At 58.7% G+C, this 18,195-nt stretch carries 21 protein-coding genes; 19 read left to right on the top strand and 2 right to left on the bottom strand.

All coding sequences use genetic code 11. The features are described 5' to 3' along the window. The first annotated feature begins 49 nt into the window (after positions 1-49). The 10 genes from AC1MEA_RS25505 (at position 50) to AC1MEA_RS25460 (ending at position 9,061) form a co-directional block, all read left to right on the top strand. Positions 50-424 carry a chemotaxis response regulator CheY gene (locus tag AC1MEA_RS25505; RefSeq protein ID WP_219060460.1) on the top strand — a complete coding sequence of 125 codons (375 nt, stop codon included), beginning with the start codon at positions 50-52 and terminating at the stop codon, positions 422-424. 19 nt (positions 425-443) lie between these two features. After that, complete coding sequence (locus AC1MEA_RS25500; RefSeq protein WP_219060461.1) at positions 444-1,232, top strand: protein phosphatase CheZ; 789 nt, start codon at positions 444-446, stop codon at positions 1,230-1,232. A 33-nt stretch (positions 1,233-1,265) separates the two neighbouring features. Beyond that, positions 1,266-3,491 (top strand): chemotaxis protein CheA, encoded by a 2,226-nt coding sequence (locus AC1MEA_RS25495; RefSeq protein ID WP_480916280.1) that lies wholly within the window; start codon positions 1,266-1,268, stop codon positions 3,489-3,491. Between the two features lie 51 nt (positions 3,492-3,542). Next, positions 3,543-4,703 (top strand): protein-glutamate methylesterase/protein-glutamine glutaminase, encoded by a 1,161-nt coding sequence (locus tag AC1MEA_RS25490; RefSeq protein WP_480916279.1) that lies wholly within the window; start codon positions 3,543-3,545, stop codon positions 4,701-4,703. Further along, the gene (locus tag AC1MEA_RS25485; RefSeq protein WP_219060464.1) at positions 4,703-5,443 is read left to right on the top strand and encodes a flagellar motor protein; all 741 of its coding nucleotides are present in this window, start codon (positions 4,703-4,705) and stop codon (positions 5,441-5,443) included. The genes AC1MEA_RS25490 and AC1MEA_RS25485 overlap by 1 nt, the downstream gene beginning before the upstream one ends. A 10-nt stretch (positions 5,444-5,453) precedes the next feature. Beyond that, complete coding sequence (gene motD / locus AC1MEA_RS25480) at positions 5,454-6,341, top strand: flagellar motor protein MotD (RefSeq protein WP_480916278.1); 888 nt, start codon at positions 5,454-5,456, stop codon at positions 6,339-6,341. Positions 6,342-6,385: 44 nt separating this feature from the next. Then, positions 6,386-7,174, top strand: a complete 789-nt coding sequence (locus AC1MEA_RS25475) for a ParA family protein (RefSeq protein WP_480916277.1) — start codon at positions 6,386-6,388, stop codon at positions 7,172-7,174. A gap of 105 nt (positions 7,175-7,279) precedes the next feature. Further along, complete coding sequence (locus AC1MEA_RS25470; protein WP_480918221.1) at positions 7,280-8,098, top strand: CheW domain-containing protein; 819 nt, start codon at positions 7,280-7,282, stop codon at positions 8,096-8,098. Between the two features lie 54 nt (positions 8,099-8,152). Beyond that, positions 8,153-8,632 carry a chemotaxis protein CheW gene (locus tag AC1MEA_RS25465; RefSeq protein ID WP_449633148.1) on the top strand — a complete coding sequence of 160 codons (480 nt, stop codon included), beginning with the start codon at positions 8,153-8,155 and terminating at the stop codon, positions 8,630-8,632. Continuing rightward, positions 8,633-9,061, top strand: a complete 429-nt coding sequence (locus tag AC1MEA_RS25460; RefSeq protein ID WP_219060468.1) for a DUF2802 domain-containing protein — start codon at positions 8,633-8,635, stop codon at positions 9,059-9,061. 17 nt (positions 9,062-9,078) lie between these two features. On the opposite strand, the gene AC1MEA_RS25455 is transcribed toward AC1MEA_RS25460, so the two are convergent. Together AC1MEA_RS25455 and fliK are read right to left on the bottom strand one after the other, a co-directional pair. After that, a complete protein-coding gene (locus AC1MEA_RS25455; RefSeq protein ID WP_219060469.1) occupies positions 9,079-9,402 on the bottom strand; it encodes an EscU/YscU/HrcU family type III secretion system export apparatus switch protein in 324 nt (107 codons plus the stop codon). After that, positions 9,402-10,979 carry a flagellar hook-length control protein FliK gene (gene fliK, locus AC1MEA_RS25450; protein ID WP_219060470.1) on the bottom strand — a complete coding sequence of 526 codons (1,578 nt, stop codon included), beginning with the start codon at positions 10,977-10,979 and terminating at the stop codon, positions 9,402-9,404. Before fliK ends, AC1MEA_RS25455 begins: the two co-directional genes overlap by 1 nt. Positions 10,980-11,176: 197 nt before the next feature. On the opposite strand from fliK, the gene ccmA reads away from it, so the two are divergent. From ccmA to ccmI, 9 genes are all read left to right on the top strand, one after another. Further along, positions 11,177-11,812, top strand: coding sequence for a cytochrome c biogenesis heme-transporting ATPase CcmA (gene ccmA, locus AC1MEA_RS25445; protein ID WP_219060471.1), 636 nt, complete (start codon positions 11,177-11,179; stop codon positions 11,810-11,812). Next, a complete protein-coding gene (gene ccmB, locus AC1MEA_RS25440; protein ID WP_219060472.1) occupies positions 11,809-12,480 on the top strand; it encodes a heme exporter protein CcmB in 672 nt (223 codons plus the stop codon). Before ccmA ends, ccmB begins: the two co-directional genes overlap by 4 nt. Before the next feature lie 79 nt (positions 12,481-12,559). Beyond that, the gene (locus AC1MEA_RS25435) at positions 12,560-13,345 is read left to right on the top strand and encodes a heme ABC transporter permease (protein WP_480918220.1); all 786 of its coding nucleotides are present in this window, start codon (positions 12,560-12,562) and stop codon (positions 13,343-13,345) included. After that, positions 13,342-13,518, top strand: coding sequence for a heme exporter protein CcmD (gene ccmD / locus AC1MEA_RS25430; protein ID WP_219060473.1), 177 nt, complete (start codon positions 13,342-13,344; stop codon positions 13,516-13,518). The genes AC1MEA_RS25435 and ccmD overlap by 4 nt, the downstream gene beginning before the upstream one ends. After that, positions 13,515-13,982, top strand: coding sequence for a cytochrome c maturation protein CcmE (ccmE, locus tag AC1MEA_RS25425; protein WP_219060474.1), 468 nt, complete (start codon positions 13,515-13,517; stop codon positions 13,980-13,982). The genes ccmD and ccmE overlap by 4 nt, the downstream gene beginning before the upstream one ends. A 4-nt stretch (positions 13,983-13,986) precedes the next feature. Beyond that, entirely contained in the window at positions 13,987-15,960 is a 1,974-nt protein-coding gene (locus tag AC1MEA_RS25420; protein ID WP_219060475.1) for a heme lyase CcmF/NrfE family subunit, read from the top strand. Beyond that, positions 15,957-16,493 (top strand): DsbE family thiol:disulfide interchange protein, encoded by a 537-nt coding sequence (locus AC1MEA_RS25415; RefSeq protein WP_480916276.1) that lies wholly within the window; start codon positions 15,957-15,959, stop codon positions 16,491-16,493. The genes AC1MEA_RS25420 and AC1MEA_RS25415 overlap by 4 nt, the downstream gene beginning before the upstream one ends. Then, positions 16,490-16,960 carry a cytochrome c-type biogenesis protein gene (locus tag AC1MEA_RS25410; protein WP_219060477.1) on the top strand — a complete coding sequence of 157 codons (471 nt, stop codon included), beginning with the start codon at positions 16,490-16,492 and terminating at the stop codon, positions 16,958-16,960. The genes AC1MEA_RS25415 and AC1MEA_RS25410 overlap by 4 nt, the downstream gene beginning before the upstream one ends. Then, complete coding sequence (gene ccmI, locus AC1MEA_RS25405) at positions 16,957-18,195, top strand: c-type cytochrome biogenesis protein CcmI (protein WP_480916275.1); 1,239 nt, start codon at positions 16,957-16,959, stop codon at positions 18,193-18,195. Before AC1MEA_RS25410 ends, ccmI begins: the two co-directional genes overlap by 4 nt.

The raw sequence follows: 18,195 nt of genomic DNA, 5'->3' as shown, positions 1-18,195 counted from the left end.
AGGTGCTGAATGCGTTAAAGACTGCTTGGAGGTCGAATTGAACAAGAACATGAAAATCCTCATCGTTGATGACTTCTCAACGATGCGGCGGATCATAAAAAACCTGTTGCGTGACCTGGGGTTTACCAATACGGCTGAAGCGGATGACGGGACTACCGCGTTGCCGATGCTGCAAAGCGGGAGCTTCGACTTTTTGGTGACTGACTGGAACATGCCTGGCATGTCCGGCATCGATCTGTTGCGTCATGTGCGTGCAGATGAACGCCTCAAGCATCTACCGGTGTTGATGGTAACGGCTGAAGCCAAGCGTGATCAGATCATCGAAGCCGCTCAGGCTGGTGTGAACGGTTATGTGGTCAAGCCTTTCACGGCTCAAGTGCTGAAAGAAAAGATCGAAAAGATCTTCGAGCGCGTCAATAGCTGATGTTTGCCGCGAGGGCTCTATGGAGCACACAGAATCGTCATCGGGCGACTTTGAGTCGACCCTGAAAAAACACGCACACGAGTTGGTCGATAGCCTTGAAAAGGGCCGGTTCGGCGATGCGGCGCAACTGATTAACGAGCTTAACAAGGCCCGCGACAGCGGCCTGTATCAAGAAGTCGGCAAACTTACCCGCGAACTGCACAGTGCGATCGTCAACTTTCAGATTGACCCGAACACGCCGCAAGCCGAAGAAGTCTCGCAGATCAATGATGCTACCGAGCGGCTGTCCTATGTGGTCAGGCTGACTGAGGCAGCGGCCAACCGCACCATGGATCTGGTGGAACTCAGTACACCGTTGGTGAACGGAGTTGGCGCCGAGGCTGCAGCCCTGAGTGCCGATTGGGGACGCTTCATGCGTCGCGAAGTCGGTGCTGAAGAATTTCGTGAACTGGCCCGACGTGTCGATGGTTTTTTGACGCGCAGCGAAAAGGAAACCCGGGAAGTGTCGGGCCACCTCAACGATATTTTGCTGGCTCAGGATTACCAGGACCTTACCGGTCAGGTGATCAAGCGCGTGACCCAGTTGGTTACGGAAGTTGAAAGCAACCTGCTCAAGCTGGTGCTGATGGCCAGTCAGGTCGATCGCTTTGCCGGGATCGAACATGACCATCAATCGATGCGCGCAGAAAAAGAACAAGAAAAACATCTGTCTCAGGGTGAAGGTCCGCAGATTCATGCCGATAAGCGTGATGACGTTGTGTCCGGACAGGATGATGTTGACGATCTGCTATCCAGCCTGGGCTTCTAGGTCGGTTGATGGTTAATTTTAGGGAGCACCCCAATGAGCTTCGGCGCCGATGAAGAAATCCTTCAGGATTTTCTGGTAGAGGCCGGCGAGATTCTCGAGCTATTGTCCGAGCAGCTGGTCGAGCTGGAAAGCCGACCAGATGATGCGGAATTGCTCAATGCAATTTTTCGCGGTTTTCACACTGTAAAAGGGGGCGCCGGCTTCCTCCAGCTCCATGAGCTGGTGGAGTGCTGCCACATCGCCGAGAACGTCTTCGACATCCTGCGCAAGGGTGAGCGGCGGGTCGACTCGGAATTGATGGACGTGGTCCTTGAAGCATTGGATGCGGTCAATGGCATGTTCACTGAAGTGCGTGAGCGCACTACGGTGACCCCGGCCACGCCCGAATTGCTGGCTGCATTAGCACGACTGGCAGCGCCAGCATCTGCCGATGAGATCGCTGCGGCAGCGCCCGTCAGCGTCGAAGAGCCACCTGCTGAGGCTGCAGGCGACATCACCGATAACGAATTCGAACAACTGCTCGATTCGCTCAACGCCGTCAAGGCGCAAGCGGCCGCGTCAGCCGCTGCGCCCGCGGCGGTTGCGATGCCTGCTATTGACCCCAATGCCAGCGACGAGATCAGTGATGCTGAATTCGAATCGCTGCTTGATCAGTTGCACGGGAAAGGCCAGTTCGCCGCCGATGCCGCGCCTGTTCAGGCTGCGCCTGTGGCAACCGCGGCAGCGAGCAATGAGATCACCGACGACGAATTCGAAGCACTCCTCGATCAGTTGCACGGAAAAGGTTCGTTCGTAGCCGATGCACTGGAGCCTGCGGTACTGGCTCCAGTGGCCGTCGCCAAGGCGCCTGCAAGTGCTCCGGGCGGCGATCAAATCTCCGATCACGAATTCGAAGCGTTGCTTGATGAGCTGCATGGCAAAGGCAAGTTTGAGCCTGATGCCGTTGTGGCAGCGGTTGCTCCAGCGCCAGTCGTGGCTAAAGCCGCCGTGGTTAAGGCGTCTGCGCCTGCGCCGGCCAAGGCTATTGCTGCAGCCCCAGCCCCGGCCAAAGCGCCGGTGCCGGTGCCGGAGAAGCACGCGGCGTCTGAAGCCGAAACCACGGTGCGGGTCGACACTGCACGCCTCGACGAAATCATGAACATGGTCGGCGAGTTGGTGTTGGTGCGTAACCGCCTGGTTCGTCTGGGCCTCAACAGTGGCGACGAAGCCATGTCCAAGGCGGTGTCGAACCTTGACGTGGTCACGGCTGATCTGCAGACCGCGGTGATGAAAACCCGCATGCAGCCGATCAAGAAGGTCTTCGGGCGCTTCCCGCGTCTGGTCCGCGACCTTGCACGTCAGTTGAAGAAAGAGATCAATCTGGAACTGGTCGGCGAAGAAACCGACCTGGATAAAAACCTGGTCGAGGCGCTGGCCGATCCGCTGGTCCACTTGGTACGCAACGCCGTCGACCACGGCATCGAAACCCCGGAAGAGCGTGACGCGGCGGGCAAGCCTCGGTGTGGTCGTGTGATTCTGGCGGCCGAACAGGAAGGCGACCACATCCTGCTGTCGATCTCCGATGACGGCAAGGGCATGGACGCCAACGTGTTACGTGCCATCGCCGTGAAGCGTGGGGTGATGGACAAGGACGCTGCGGATCGCTTGAGCGAAACCGATTGCTACAACCTGATCTTCGCGCCGGGCTTCTCGACCAAGACCGAGATTTCTGACGTGTCCGGACGCGGCGTGGGCATGGACGTGGTGAAAACCAAGATCGCCCAACTCAATGGCTCGATCAACATCTACTCGACCAAGGGCCAGGGGTCGAAGATCGTCATCAAGGTGCCGTTGACCCTGGCGATCATGCCGACCCTGATGGTGATGCTGGGCAATCAGGCTTTTGCCTTCCCGCTGGTCAACGTAAACGAGATTTTCCACCTCGACCTGTCGCGGACCAACGTCGTCGACGGCCAGGAAGTGGTCATCGTGCGCGACAAGGCTTTGCCACTGTTCTATCTCAAGCGTTGGCTGGTCGCCAAGGCCGCTCACGAAGAGCAGCGCGAAGGTCATGTTGTGATCCTGTCGGTCGGCACGCAGCGTATCGGTTTTGTCGTCGATCAGTTGGTGGGCCAGGAAGAAGTCGTCATCAAGCCGCTGGGCAAAATGCTTCAGGGAACACCGGGTATGTCGGGCGCCACCATTACCGGTGACGGTCGAATTGCCTTGATTCTCGATGTACCAAGCATGCTCAAGCGTTACGCTGCACGGCGTATTTGATTCTGGGGCTGCGGGCCGCTTTTGGTGCCCGCAGCACCTAATGGAGTGTTTATGGCAGTCAAGGTCCTGGTGGTGGATGATTCAGGTTTCTTCCGCCGCCGCGTCTCGGAAATTCTTTCTGCGGACCCGAATATCCAGATAGTCGGCACGGCGACTAACGGCAAAGAAGCCATCGAGCAAGCGCTGGCGCTGAAGCCCGATGTGATTACCATGGATTACGAGATGCCGATGATGGATGGCATCACGGCAGTGCGTCACATCATGCAGCGCATTCCGACACCGGTCTTGATGTTCTCCTCGCTGACCCATGAAGGTGCCCGGGTTACGCTGGATGCGCTGGATGCGGGTGCGGTCGATTTCCTGCCCAAAAACTTCGAAGACATCTCGCGCAACCCCGAAAAGGTCAAACAGCTGCTGTGCGAGAAAATCCACACTATTTCCCGCAGCAACCGTCGTTTCACGGGATACAGCACTCCGACGCCGCAGGCGGCTGCGCCATCGGGCGCCAGTTCCGCGCTGTCCACGGCCAGCAGCACCTTGAGTGGCGGGTCGACGACTTCCCGTGCTGCACCCGTGCGTTCGGCGGCTTCGCCGACAAGCGCTTCCTCGACGTACGTGCCATCGCATGCTTCGCCTGCTCCAAAGCGCAAGGCCTACAAGCTGGTGGCAATCGGTACATCAACGGGTGGCCCGGTGGCATTGCAGCGCGTGTTAACGCAACTGCCCGCCAGCTTCCCTGCACCTATCGTTCTGATCCAGCACATGCCGGCAGCGTTCACCAAGGCATTCGCCGAGCGCCTGGACAAGCTGTGCCAGATCAGTGTCAAAGAAGCCGAAGACGGTGATATTTTGCGTCCGGGCCTGGCATTGCTGGCCCCTGGCGGCAAACAAATGATGATCGATGGTCGTGGCGCGGTGAAGATTCTGCCCGGCGACGAGCGCTTGAATTACAAACCCTGTGTGGATATTACCTTCGGTTCTGCAGCCAAATCCTACGGTGACAAGGTGTTGGCGGTGGTACTGACCGGCATGGGGGCCGATGGTCGCGAAGGTGCTCGCCTGCTCAAGCAGGGTGGCAGCCATATCTGGGCGCAGGATGAGGCAAGCTGTGTGATTTACGGCATGCCCATGGCGATCGTCAAAGCTGACCTGGCGGATGCGGTGTACAGCCTGGACGAGATTGGCAAGCATTTGGTCGAGGCCTGTCTCTGATGGATGTGCTGAGCCTGATTGGGATCATCCTGGCGTTTGTCGCCATCATCGGCGGCAATTACCTGGAAGGCGGACACCTGAGCGCATTGCTCAATGGTCCGGCGGCCTTGATCGTGCTGGGCGGTACTCTCGCGGCGTCGCTGCTGCAGTCGCCCATGAGCTCTTTTATGCGCGCCCTGCAGATTGTTGGCTGGATTCTGTTTCCGCCACGCATCGACTTGCCGGGCGGTATCGACCGTGTCGTCAACTGGAGCCTGACTGCGCGCAAGGAAGGGTTGCTCGGGCTTGAAGCCATCGCCGACGGGGAACCCGATACCTATTCGCGCAAAGGCTTGCAGCTGCTGGTCGATGGTGCTGAGCCCGAAGCGATTCGGAGCATTCTGGAAGTGGACTTCATGACCCAGGAAGCACGCGATATTCAGGCGGCCAAGGTTTTTGAAAGCATGGGTGGCTACGCGCCGACCATCGGCATCATCGGTGCGGTCATGGGCTTGATCCATGTGATGGGCAACCTTGCCGACCCGAGTCAGTTGGGCAGCGGGATTGCCGTGGCATTCGTCGCGACCATTTACGGGGTGGCTTCAGCCAACCTGATTTTGCTGCCGATCGCGAGCAAGCTCAAAGCGATTGCCCTGCGTCAGTCGCGTTATCGCGAAATGTTGCTCGAAGGCATTTTATCCATCGCCGAGGGCGAGAACCCGCGCTCGATCGAATTGAAGCTTCAAGGGTTCATGGAGTGATGCAATAGCCATGGCCCGCCGTCGCCGCCCCGAAGAGCATGAAAACCACGAACGTTGGCTGGTGTCCTACGCAGACTTCATCACCTTGCTGTTTGCCTTTTTTGTGGTGATGTATTCGATTTCATCGCTCAACGAGGGCAAGTACAAGGTGCTGTCGCAGGCCTTGAATGGTGTCTTCAGCGATGCCGAGCGCAGTCTCAAACCGATTCCTATCGGTAACGAGCAGCCGCTGTCGATCAGGCCGTCAGAGCCGGTTATCAAGGACAGCGAAGAGGTCGATGCGGGCTTGTCGTCAAGCTCGGTTGACCCGCTGCAGGCGATTTCGGACGATGTGCGCAATGGCTTTGGCGATTTGATCAAGTCCAATCAGTTGACGGTCCGCGGCAATGAGCTGTGGATTGAGATCGAGCTCAACTCCAGTCTGTTGTTCGGTAGCGGCGATGCCATGCCCAGTGACATGGCGTTCAATATCATCGAGAAGGTCGCGAAGATTTTGCATCCCTTCGACAATCCGGTGCACGTTGAAGGCTTCACCGATGACCAGCCGATCCGCACGGCGCAATACCCGACCAACTGGGAGTTGTCCTCGGCGCGGGCGGCAAGCATCGTGCGCATGTTGGCAATGGATGGGGTTAACCCGGCACGCATGGCATCGGTGGGTTACGGCGAGTTTCAGCCGGTGGCTTCAAATACCACGGCCGAAGGGCGTGCCCATAACCGGCGCGTGGTGCTGGTGATTTCACGCAATCTGGAGGTGCGCCGCAGCCTTACAGGCTCTGGCACTGCCAATGCAAAACCGGATGCCGCGTTGAGGCGAGCTGGCACACAAACTGCACCGACCCATCGTACGCAGCCGGTAAGTGGGAACGCCGTCAATTCCCCGTCACCCGCCTTATAGTCAATTCTCGGTATGGCAAACGTCATGTCGGGAGGAAAAGCACAATGAGAGTCTGGGCAGTAGCCAATCAAAAAGGTGGCGTCGGTAAGACCACCTCTTCCATCGCTTTAGCCGGCTTGCTGGCAGAGGCGGGCAAGCGCGTGGTCGTTGTCGATCTCGACCCTCATGGTTCCATGACCAGTTACTTCGGGCATAACCCCGACACGCTGGAACACAGCGCTTACGACCTGTTTCTGCACAAAGGTGTCGTGCCTGATGGTCTGCCCGGTCAGTTGCTCTTGCCTACCAGCGATGAGCGCATTTCCCTGTTGCCATCAAGTACAGCGCTGGCGGTGCTGGAGCGTCAGTCGCCGGGGCGAAGTGGCCTGGGGCTGGTGATTGCCAAAAGCCTGGCCCAGCTGTGGCAGGATTTTGATTACGCCATCATCGACAGCCCGCCATTACTTGGCGTGTTGATGGTCAATGCTTTGGCGGCCAGTCAGCAGTTGGTCATTCCAGTGCAAACCGAATTCCTTGCGGTCAAGGGCCTTGAGCGCATGGTCAACACGCTGGCGATGATCAATCGTTCGCGCAAACAGGCGCTGCCTTACACCATTGTTCCGACCTTGTTCGACCGCCGCACGCAGGCGTCCATGAGTACCTTGAGGGTGCTGCGCGACAACTACCCGGAAAACATCTGGAAGGCGTATGTGCCAGTGGACACGCGTCTGCGCGACGCCAGCCGGGCCGGGTTGACGCCTTCGCAGTTCGACAACAAAAGTCGTGGCGTGGTGGCCTATCGGGCGCTGCTCAAAGACCTGCTTTCCCAGCAACTTGTTGCTCAGGTCGCTTGAGGTGTTGGTGCATGACTCTCGGACACATTCAAGTCGGGCGCCAGCGCAGCCGATAACAAGAAACAGTGAAGGTTATTTCTACGGAACTCGTTTATGGGCACCCTTATGAGCCGCCCTGTCGATATAGCAACACGGCCACAATTGGCGCTGCAGTCTTATCTGGATGCCCTGCTGCAGGAAGCGACTGAAGAGCTGACGCTCAGCTCCAGTCTTGACGAATTCCAGGCGGCGGTCCTTGAAGAGCAGGCTCGCGATGCTGTGGTTCGCGTGGCGCTCGATTCGCCAGTGGTTGCGGTTGTCGCACCTGTGCCGGTTGCCGTTATCGCCGACGTTGCACCGCTGGAACCTGTTTTAAAACCGGTTGAGACCCCGGCTGTGGCCTTGGTTGAACCTGTGGTCGAGGTGCATCTTGCGGCCGGTCATCGCACGCCGCCGCCATCGTCTGCTGACGGTAGGCCGGCATGGGCTGCCGAACCGTTCGAATGCCTGTTATTCGATGTCGCCGGGCTGACCCTGGCCGTTCCGTTGGTGTGTCTGGGCTCGATTTATTCACTGGCAGGGCAGGAGTTGACGCCGCTGTTCGGTCAGCCGAACTGGTTTCTGGGCATTCTGCCCAGTCAGAGCGGCAACCTGAAGGTGCTCGATACCGCACGTTGGGTCATGCCGGACCGTTATCGCGACGATTTACGTCAGGGCCTGCAATACGTTATCTCGGTTCAAGGCTATGAGTGGGGGCTGGCGGTGCATCAGGTCAGCCGCTCGTTGCGCCTGGACCCGAACGAAATCAAATGGCGCACCCACCGCAGCCAGCGTCCCTGGCTGGCGGGCACAGTGATCGAACATATGTGCGCGCTGTTGGATGTTTCCGAATTGGCCGAGCTGATAGCCAGTGGCGCGGTCAAGCAAATGCACACCATCAAATAATCACAGGGCGGTGCAAAGCACCGTCTGCACAGCACACACTTGAGGGGTTAGGGTATGAATAGGTCGTCAGCACAGGGTTCCGAAGATCCTATCCTGCAGTGGGTTACCTTCCGTCTGGACAACGAGTCTTACGGCATCAACGTGATGCAGGTTCAGGAAGTGCTGCGCTATACCGAAATCGCCCCTGTGCCAGGCGCGCCAAGCTATGTGCTGGGGATCATCAACCTGCGCGGCAACGTTGTGACCGTGATCGACACCCGTCAGCGTTTCGGCCTGAGCCCGGTAGAAGTCAGCGACAACACCCGCGTCGTGATCATCGAAGCCGACAAGCAAGTGGTCGGGATTCTGGTTGATAGCGTGGCCGAAGTGGTTTACCTGCGTCAGTCCGAAGTCGAAACTGCGCCGAACGTAGGCAATGATGAGTCAGCCAAGTTCATTCAGGGCGTGTGCAACAAAAACGGTGAATTGCTGATCCTCGTCGAGCTGGACAAGATGATGTCCGAAGAAGAGTGGTCCGATCTGGAGAACATCTGATTGATCTTAGAGGTTGCTGTCATTTTTCTGGGCCTTCTCTGGGCGTTGTCGCTGGTGCTGTTCCTTGCGTACAGCAAGCGCCAGCGGTTGTTGGTTGCGCAGCAGGTCGAGGATGACGTGTTGCGCGATCAACGGCTCAAGGAGCTGGCCAGGCGCCTGGATGACTACCAGAGCGGCACCATTCGCATGGGTGAAGACCTGCACGAACTGCGCGCGGTGGTTGGGCCCTTGCCTGACAAATTGATCCAGCTCGAACAGCGCGACCCTTCCAGCCTGTCGTTTGCCCAGGCAGCACGACTGGTCGGCATGGGCGCGAGTGCCGATGAACTGACCCAGTCGTGTGGCCTGACTCAGGCGGAAGCTCGGCTCATGAGCAAAATGCACCAGTCGCCAGGGCGCAGGTTGGGCATGGAAGAGTCCGATAACTAAACCGTGCTGCGTCGTTTTCAGGCGGTCGGCGTTATATCTCTTTCCACGGGCGGTGCATCTGGATCCTGCCCTTCGGGAAATTTGCCTTTGAGGTGCCAGGCGAACGCGATGATTTCGGCGATGGTGCGGTACAGGGCCTCGGGAATGCTGTCGCCCAGTTCCATGCGAGCCAGTAATTTGACTAGCTCGGCATTCTCATAGATAGGCACGTCATATTCCCGGGCGATGGCCAGGATCGCCTCGGCCAGTTGGTCATTGCCTTTGGCGGTAAGCGTGGGGGCGTGTTGTCCGTCGTAGCTGAGGGCAATTGCCTGGCGCGGAGTGTGTTCGGGTGGAGTCATCAGGCGGTCTCGTCGATCCAGCGTTGTTCCAGGGCGGTGCGCGGCCCTTGTGGCGGCGTGCCCTGACGGCACGCCAGTTCGCCTACGGTCAGGCCTGATGCGATCAAGCGCTCGCGCAGGTGGTCCAGTTCCCGGGCAATAAGGTTCGCGCTTTCAGCGCGTTCGGCCCATAGCTGACTGGACAGGCTGCCTCTGATCAATTGCGCCTGGACCTGTAATGGCCCCAGTGGCTCAAGATCAAACGCCAGTTCAACCCGCCACAGTTTTTCCTTCGCAGGCTTGACGGTATTGTCGTCCTTGTCGGCTGGCTCGTCCTTGTCCGGCGTTTCTTCACGCTGCAATTTGACCTGCAAAGGCACGATGTCCTGCAGGTTGCGCATAGGTATTTCCAGCTGCCAGGTGGTCAATTGAGTTCCGTCGGCGGTCGTGCGGGTCTGTTCCAGGCCTGACAGTTGATGGCTTTGCAGGCGCGACACGGCGGCGGCGGCAAGTTTGAGCAGGGTCTCCAGGTCTTCGCCGCGTTCCCCATTCATGTTGCGCGTGGGCAGGGGGAAGCTACTCGGTTGCGCGCGAGGACTGACCAGGCCCAGCGTGCCCAAGGCGCTACGGATCATGCTGGGCATGACGCGAGCCAAGGTATTGGCGGCTGCAGCTGCGTCGTAATTACTGTTGCCGGGCAGACCGGGAAGAATTTGCGCTATCAGGCGCATCAGGTTGGCCTTCAAGTCCGGGGCTGCGGCGGGGTTCTGACCACTGAGTAATTTGGCTTCAAGGAACAGTCCGCTGCCGTTCAACGCCTGCGCGAGCGCTTTTGGGTCTGCGAGTTGACGGATATCCGGCAGGTCGTCCAGCAGGGTCTCGATGCTGGCACGCAGGTTTGGTGGCAGATCGCCGTCCTGCTGGACGGTTTGCAGCGCTTTGATCAGCCCGTCCAGCGAACCTTGGCGGCTTTGCTGGACGCTCAGTTGTTGCGCAACTGCCAACTGGTCGAGCCGACCGCTCAGCGGGACGAAGTTCAGCGCCTGCGTCCCCTGGACTTGCGCACTGAGCAGGCTGCCGACGGTCAACGGCTTCGGGCTGTCCACTGTCAGGCTGGCACCGGCCAGCAGGGTGTTGAGCAAGCTGATTACGTTCCGATACAGCGCCGGTTGGCCAGCGCTTTGCGCAAGCGCCTGGCTACTCATTACGGTGCCCTGTAACAAGGTGCCAACCGGTAATTGTTTGGTGTCGATACTCGTCAGGCTGGCGACGGCGGCGCTCAAGCTTTGCTGCACAGTGATTGCCAGGCTGCTCGGCGTTGGCTGAGTGACGATCAGGTTGGCGCCGGCGGGTAGAGGCTGCTGGCTGATGGCCTCTACCAATGCTTGGCGGCCACCGTCCAGCGTCAGCCGCATCAGCACTTGAAACGCCTGATCGACCGGTTTCAGGTTCACGACTTCGGCCTTGACTGACTCGCCAGCGGCCAGCAAACCGTCCACAGGTTGTATCAATTTGAGAATTTCATTCGGCGTGATGCCCGCTTTCACCAGAACGGCGGTCGGGGCAAGCGGTGCAAGGCTGCTGATGTCGCCTGTCATTGGTTACAACCTGTCGAAATTGCCCTCTTGGTATCAGGACATGACATGTATAATGCCGCCCCGTCTACGGTGGCGCGCATAAGAATCTCTGCGATCCACGGTTTCAGGCTGGATGTTCATTTAATCGTCATCAGTATAACGGCTGCTGTTTAGCCGACTTGAACCGCTCAGCTCTTGATCAAAAGAAAAGGTCAGCCATGCCCAGCCCTCTTCTAGAAGCCGTGGCGCTTGCTTGCGAGCGTGACTGGCGGATGCTCTTCGAGAATCTCGAATTGCGTCTGGCCGCCGGTGACATGCTGCAAATCAGTGGCCCGAACGGCAGCGGCAAGACCAGTCTGCTGCGGTTGTTGGCCGGTTTAATGCAGCCCACCTCAGGGGAAGTCCGGCTCAACGGTCAGCCTCTGGCGCAGCAACGAACCGAGCTGGCACGCAATCTGCTCTGGATAGGTCATGCCGCAGGCATCAAGGACCTGCTGACCCCGGAAGAAAACCTGACCTGGCTCTGTGCCTTGCACCGTCCCGCCGAGCGCGATGCGATCTTGCAGGCGCTGGAATCAGTTGGCCTGCGCGGTTTTGAGGATGTGCCGTGTCACACCTTATCGGCCGGGCAGCAACGACGAGTGGCATTGGCGCGTCTGTATCTGGCAGGACCACCGTTGTGGGTTCTGGATGAGCCCTTTACAGCCCTCGACAAACAAGGTGTGGCCCAACTTGAAGAACATTTGGCCAAACATTGCGAGCAGGGTGGAATGGTCGTGTTGACCACCCACCACACATTGACCCGGATTCCTGCCGGCTATCGGGACCTTGATCTGGGGCATTGGGCCGTATGAGTCACGTTTTTACCCTGTTGGTCGCCCGTGAAGCGCGTCTGCTATTTCGCCGTCCGGCGGAATTAGCCAACCCGCTGGTGTTTTTCGCAATTGTGATCGCCATGTTTCCGCTAGCCGTTGGCCCGGAGACTCAATTGTTGCAAACCTTGTCACCGGGATTGGTCTGGGTGGCGGCGTTATTGTCAGTCCTGCTCTCGCTTGACGGGCTGTTTCGCAGTGATTTTGAAGACGGTTCTCTGGAGCAGTGGGTCCTTTCGTCGCACCCCCTGGCTCTTCTAGTTCTGGCTAAGGTACTGGCACACTGGGCGTTTTCCGGGTTGGCGCTGGTATTGTTGGCACCGTTGCTGGCGCTGATGCTGGGTCTGCCCGGTGAATGTGTCCCGGTGTTGCTGATTTCGCTGCTGCTGGGCACGCCGGTATTGAGCCTGCTGGGTGCAGTGGGCGCGGCGTTGACGGTAGGCTTGAAACGCGGTGGACTGTTGTTGGCGTTGTTGATTTTACCCTTGTACATCCCGGTATTGATCCTTGGCAGTGGCGCGTTGCAAGCGAGCCTGCAAGGGATGCCGGCAACGGGTTATCTGCTCTGGCTTGGTAGCCTGACCGCCTTGGCAGTGACCCTGACACCTTTTGCAATAGCGGCTGGGCTGAAGATCAGCGTCGGCGAATAATTGAGGTTCTGATCACCCCCGCATACGACGGCTGGCGATCAGTAAAGACCCTGGATGCACCGTGATGAAAGGCAACGTGATGAAAGTCAGCATCAGTTGGGCCTGGTTCCACAAACTGGGCTCACCTAAATGGTTTTATGGCATCAGCGGGCGAATGCTGCCCTGGCTGAGCATCGCCGCCGTGTTACTGATCGGCATCGGCCTGGTATGGGGGCTGGCCTTTGCGCCGCCTGATTATCAGCAGGGCAATAGCTTCCGTATCATCTATATCCACGTCCCTGCGGCCATGCTCGCTCAGTCTTGCTACGTGATGCTCGCGATCTGTGGTGTGGTCGGGCTCGTCTGGAAGATGAAGATTGCCGACGTCGCGCTGCAATGCGCTGCGCCCATCGGTGCCTGGATGACCGCTGTGGCGCTGGTCACCGGCGCCATTTGGGGTAAACCGACCTGGGGTTCGTGGTGGGTCTGGGATGCGCGACTAACGTCGATGTTGATCCTGCTTTTTCTGTACTTCGGTCTTATTGCGCTCGGTCAGGCAATCAGTAACCGTGACAGCTCGGCCAAGGCCTGCGCGGTGTTGGCGATTGTGGGTGTGATCAACATCCCGATCATCAAATATTCGGTGGAGTGGTGGAACACCCTGCATCAGGGCGCGACCTTCAGCCTCACCGAGAAACCGGCGATGCCAGCCGAGATGTGGCTGCCGTTGCTGTTCATGGTGTTGGGCTTCTACTGTTTCTTTGGCGCGGTGCTGTTGATGCGTATGCGCCTTGAAGTGCTCAAGCGCGAAGCGCGTAGCAGCTGGGTCAAGGCCGAAGTTCTGAAAAGCCTGGGCCATGTCCCGGTCAAAGGAGCCCCGCTGTGAGTTTTGCCTCCTTCAGTGATTTTCTCGCCATGGGTCACCATGGTTTATATGTCTGGTCGGCCTATGGCATCAGCCTGTTGGTCCTGGCCCTCAACGTGGCGTGGCCGGTGCTGGCGCGTCGGCGTTACCTGCAACAAGAGGCGCGACGTTTGCGCTGGGAGAATAAGAAGTGAATCCGCTGCGTAAAAAACGTCTGTTGATCATCGTCGCGATTCTGGCAGGGGTCGGCATTGCCGTGACCCTGGCCTTGAACGCGTTGCAGCAGAACATCAACTTGTTCTACACCCCGAGCCAGATCGCTAACGGCGAAGCGCCACATGACACCCGTATTCGTGCAGGTGGCATGGTCGAGAAAGGATCGCTGCAACGCTCCGGCGATTCACTGGATGTCAGGTTCATCGTCACCGACTTCAACAAGTCGGTGACCATCACGTATCGCGGCATTCTTCCGGACTTGTTCCGTGAAGGGCAGGGCATCGTCGCGCTGGGAAAAATCAACGCCGATGGCGTGGTTGTCGCCGATGAAGTACTCGCCAAACACGATGAAAAATACATGCCGCCGGAAGTGACCAAAGCGCTGAAAGACAGCGGCCAGTCGGCGCCCATGACGTCCACCACACCATCCAAACAGGGCTGAAACCATGATTCCCGAACTCGGCCATCTGGCCATGATTCTGGCGCTGTGCTTTGCCATCGTGCAGGCAATCGTGCCGTTGATCGGTGCCTGGCGCGGCGATCGCCTTTGGATGAGCCTGGCCCAGCCGGCCGCTTGGGGGCAGTTCGCTTTCCTCATATTCTCCTTCGCCTGCCTGACCTACTCGTTCATGACCGATGATTTCTCAGTCGGTTATGTGGCCAATAACTCGAACAGCGCCTTGCCCTGGTATTTCAAGTTCAGCGCGGTGTGGGGTGCTCACGAAGGTTCGTTGCTGCTGTGGGCCTTGATCCTCGGCGGCTGGACCTTCGCCGTGTCGATCTTCTCCCGGCAATTGCCGCAAGTGATGCTGGCGCGTGTACTGGCGGTGATGGGTATGATCAGCGTCGGCTTCCTGCTGTTCCTGATCCTTACGTCCAACCCGTTCTCGCGCATCCTGCCGCAAATACCGGCCGACGGCCGCGACCTCAACCCGTTGCTGCAAGACATTGGTCTGATCGTGCATCCGCCAATGCTGTACATGGGCTATGTCGGTTTCTCAGTGGCCTTTGCCTTCGCCATCGCCGCCTTGCTCGGCGGACGTCTTGACGCTGCCTGGGCGCGCTGGTCGCGACCATGGACCATCGTCGCCTGGGCTTTCCTCGGCATCGGTATCACCCTCGGTTCCTGGTGGGCTTATTACGAACTTGGCTGGGGTGGCTGGTGGTTCTGGGACCCGGTGGAAAACGCTTCCTTCATGCCATGGCTGGTGGGCACTGCGTTGATCCACTCTCTGGCGGTTACGGAAAAGCGTGGCGTATTCAAAAGCTGGACCGTGTTGTTGGCGATTGCTGCGTTTTCGCTGAGCCTGCTGGGGACTTTCCTGGTGCGCTCCGGTGTGCTGACCTCGGTGCATGCATTTGCGTCCGACCCGGCCCGTGGCGTGTTTATCCTGATTTTCTTGCTGACAGTCGTCGGCGGCTCGCTGACGCTATTCGCCTTCCGCGCGCCGGTGGTCAAAAGCCACGTGGGTTTTGCCCTGTGGTCGCGTGAAACCCTGTTGCTGGGCAACAACCTGGTGCTGGTGGTTGCTGCGTCGATGATTCTGCTGGGCACCCTGTACCCGCTGGTACTCGATGCACTGACCGGTGCCAAAATGTCGGTCGGTCCTCCGTACTTCAACGCGTTGTTCGTGCCGTTGATGGCGCTGCTGATGGCTGTGATGGCGGTCGGCATGGTGGTGCGCTGGAAAGACACGCCGGTCAAATGGCTGGTGAGCATGCTTGCACCGGTGCTGGTCGGCAGTGCCATATTGGCCATCGTGGCCTGCTTCGTACTTGGCGACTTCCAATGGGCAGTGCTGGCGACCTTCATGCTTGCGGCCTGGGTATTGCTGGCGGGCGTGCGCGACCTGCTGGACAAGACGCGACACAAAGGTTTGATCAAAGGTGCTCGCGGCTTGACCCGTAGCTATTGGGGCATGCAAGTGGCCCACATCGGCATTGCCATCTGCGCACTGGGTGTGGTCCTGTCCAGCCAGAACAGTGCCGAACGCGACCTGCGCATGGCGCCGGGCGAATCGATGGAGCTGGGCGGCTATATGTTCGTTTTTGAGGGCGCCAAGCATGTTCAGGGCCCGAACTTTACCTCCGACAAAGGCACTGTCCGTGTGCTGGAAAACGGTAAGGAAGTCACCGTCTTGCACCCTGAAAAGCGTCTGTACACCGTGCAGCAGTCGATGATGACAGAAGCGGGCATCGATGCCGGTTTCAGTCGTGACCTGTACGTTGCCCTTGGCGAATCGCTGGGCGATGGCGCTTGGGCGGTACGGGTTCATGTCAAGCCATTTGTGCGCTGGATCTGGTTCGGCGGCCTGTTCACCGGCTTTGGCGGGCTGTTGGCCGCGATGGATAGGCGTTACAGGGTCAAGGTCAAAAGCAAAGTGCGCGACGCGTTGGGCCTGTCGGGAGCTGCGGTATGAAGCGCTGGATTCTGCTGGTGCCGCTTGCGCTGTTTTTGGGCATGGCGGCGTTTCTCTACCGGGGTCTGTACCTTGATCCGGCTGAGTTGCCGTCAGCGATGATCGGTAAACCGTTCCCAGCGTTCTCGCTGCCGGAGGTACAGACCGGCAAAATCATCACCCAGGCCGACTTGTTGGGAAAACCTGCTTTGGTCAACGTCTGGGGCACCTGGTGCATCTCCTGCCGTGTTGAACACCCGGTATTGAACAAGCTGGCCGGGCAGGGCGTGGTGATTTACGGCGTCAACTACAAGGACGTGAACGCCGACGCACTGAAATGGCTGAAGGAGTTTCACAATCCTTATCAGATAAACATTCGCGATGACGCTGGCAGCCTTGGTTTGAACCTGGGCGTGTACGGCGCACCGGAAACCTTCCTGATCGACAGCAAGGGCGTGATTCGCCACAAGTACGTCGGCGTGATCGACGAGACCGTCTGGCGTGAAAAGCTGGCCGGGCTGTATCAAGGCTTGGTCGATGAGGCCAAACCATGAAGCGTTGGTTTGCAGCGGCTGTTTTAAGTGTCGGGCTGGCTAATGTGGCGCAGGCCGCCATTGATGCCTACGAGTTTCGTGATGAAGCCGAACGCGCCCGTTACAGCGAATTGACCAAAGAGCTGCGCTGCCCTAAATGCCAGAATCAGGACATCGCCGACTCTAACGCGCCGATTGCCGCTGACTTGCGCAAAGAGATCTACCGCATGCTGGGCGAAGGCCAGAGCAATCAGCAGATCATCGACTTCATGGTCGATCGCTACGGTGACTTTGTGCGCTACAAACCGGCGCTCAATTCAAGCACCTGGTTGCTCTGGTTCGGTCCCGGGATCTTGCTGATGGGTGGCGTGCTGGTGATGGGTGTGATCGTGATGCGTCGGCGCGGCAAGCGTGCCGAGGGTGCGGACGTTCTTTCTGACGAGGAGCGTCAGCGCCTCGACCAACTGTTGGATAAAAAACACGAATGATTGATTTCTGGCTAGCTGCCGGCCTGCTGTTGCTGGTGGCCCTGAGTTTCTTGTTGATCCCTGTTCTGCGCGGCCGTCGTGCGCAAAGCGAAGAGGATCGTACCGCGCTTAACGTTGCCCTGTATCAGGAACGCCTTGCCGAGCTACAAGGTGAGCAGGATGAGGGTGTGCTCTCTTCGGCGCAGATGGACAGTGGCCGTGCCGAGGCCGCTCGTGAACTGCTGGCTGACACCGAAGGCGCCGATATCCCACGCACCTCACGCTTGGGCAAGCCCTTGCCGTTGCTGGCTGCGTTGCTGGTGCCGGTACTGGGTTTGGCGCTGTACCTGCATTTCGGTGCCAGCGACAAGGTCGAACTGACCCGCGAGTTTGCCCAGGCCCCGACGTCACTGGATCAAATGTCCAACCGCCTGGAACGCGCGGTAAAAGCCCAGCCGGATTCGGCCGAAGGCATGTACTTCCTCGCTCGCACCTACATGGCTCAGGAGCGTCCAGCCGATGCGGCGAACATGTTCGAACGTGCCGTGGGGTTGGCAGGACGTCAGCCGGAGCTGCTCGGACAGTGGGCTCAGGCGCTGTATTTCGCGGGCAACAAGCAATGGTCGGCGCAGATTCAGGCCCTGACCGATGAAGCACTCAAAGCTGATCCTAACGAAGTCACCAGCCTGGGGCTGCTGGGTATCGCAGCGTTTGAAGGCGAGCGTTATCAGCAATCCATCGACTACTGGAAGCGTCTGTTGGCCGTACTGCCTGCCGAAGATCCTTCCCGTTCTGCGCTCGAAGGCGGTATCTCGCGTGCCGGTGACAGGTTGGTGGCGAGCGGTGGCAAAGTGGCTGTGACACCGACAGTTGTCGCAAAAGCCGCGGGTTCCCCAGCGGCCGACAATAAGGTTGCCGGGCTGCTCAAGGTTCGTGTCGATCTGACGGCAGCAGTCAAAGCCAGCGTCCAGCCGAGTGACAGTGTGTTCATCTTCGCTCGCGCGACCTCAGGCCCACCGATGCCGTTGGCCGTCAAACGCCTGACCGTGGCGGACCTGCCAGCCGAAGTAGAATTGGCTGATGCCGATGCAATGATGCCACAACTGAAACTGTCGAACTTCCCGGAAGTCCAACTGGTCGCGCGGGTGTCCCGTGCCGGTCAGGCGACCAAGGGTGAGTGGATCGGTCGCAGCAAGCCGCTGGCCAGCAGCACCACGGCCCAGCAAGCATTGACCATCGACAGTCCAGATCAGTAG

This window comes from Pseudomonas sp. ASL8 (assembly GCF_056680355.1).
This window is presented reverse-complemented; position numbering and strand designations above follow the sequence as displayed.

Bases quoted from the DNA above. Each gene is read 5' to 3' on its own strand.
- AC1MEA_RS25505 (WP_219060460.1), top strand. From the start codon at position 50: ATGAAAATCCTCATCGTTGATGACTTCTCAACGATGCGGCGGATCATA.
- AC1MEA_RS25500 (WP_219060461.1), top strand. From the start codon at position 444: ATGGAGCACACAGAATCGTCATCGGGCGACTTTGAGTCGACCCTGAAA.
- AC1MEA_RS25495 (WP_480916280.1), top strand. From the start codon at position 1,266: ATGAGCTTCGGCGCCGATGAAGAAATCCTTCAGGATTTTCTGGTAGAG.
- AC1MEA_RS25490 (WP_480916279.1), top strand. From the start codon at position 3,543: ATGGCAGTCAAGGTCCTGGTGGTGGATGATTCAGGTTTCTTCCGCCGC.
- AC1MEA_RS25485 (WP_219060464.1), top strand. From the start codon at position 4,703: ATGGATGTGCTGAGCCTGATTGGGATCATCCTGGCGTTTGTCGCCATC.
- motD (WP_480916278.1), top strand. From the start codon at position 5,454: ATGGCCCGCCGTCGCCGCCCCGAAGAGCATGAAAACCACGAACGTTGG.
- AC1MEA_RS25475 (WP_480916277.1), top strand. From the start codon at position 6,386: ATGAGAGTCTGGGCAGTAGCCAATCAAAAAGGTGGCGTCGGTAAGACC.
- AC1MEA_RS25470 (WP_480918221.1), top strand. From the start codon at position 7,280: ATGAGCCGCCCTGTCGATATAGCAACACGGCCACAATTGGCGCTGCAG.
- AC1MEA_RS25465 (WP_449633148.1), top strand. From the start codon at position 8,153: ATGAATAGGTCGTCAGCACAGGGTTCCGAAGATCCTATCCTGCAGTGG.
- AC1MEA_RS25455 (WP_219060469.1), bottom strand. From the start codon at position 9,402: ATGACTCCACCCGAACACACTCCGCGCCAGGCAATTGCCCTCAGCTAC.
- fliK (WP_219060470.1), bottom strand. From the start codon at position 10,979: ATGACAGGCGACATCAGCAGCCTTGCACCGCTTGCCCCGACCGCCGTT.
- ccmA (WP_219060471.1), top strand. From the start codon at position 11,177: ATGCCCAGCCCTCTTCTAGAAGCCGTGGCGCTTGCTTGCGAGCGTGAC.
- ccmB (WP_219060472.1), top strand. From the start codon at position 11,809: ATGAGTCACGTTTTTACCCTGTTGGTCGCCCGTGAAGCGCGTCTGCTA.
- AC1MEA_RS25435 (WP_480918220.1), top strand. From the start codon at position 12,560: ATGAAAGTCAGCATCAGTTGGGCCTGGTTCCACAAACTGGGCTCACCT.
- AC1MEA_RS25420 (WP_219060475.1), top strand. From the start codon at position 13,987: ATGATTCCCGAACTCGGCCATCTGGCCATGATTCTGGCGCTGTGCTTT.
- AC1MEA_RS25415 (WP_480916276.1), top strand. From the start codon at position 15,957: ATGAAGCGCTGGATTCTGCTGGTGCCGCTTGCGCTGTTTTTGGGCATG.
- AC1MEA_RS25410 (WP_219060477.1), top strand. From the start codon at position 16,490: ATGAAGCGTTGGTTTGCAGCGGCTGTTTTAAGTGTCGGGCTGGCTAAT.
- ccmI (WP_480916275.1), top strand. From the start codon at position 16,957: ATGATTGATTTCTGGCTAGCTGCCGGCCTGCTGTTGCTGGTGGCCCTG.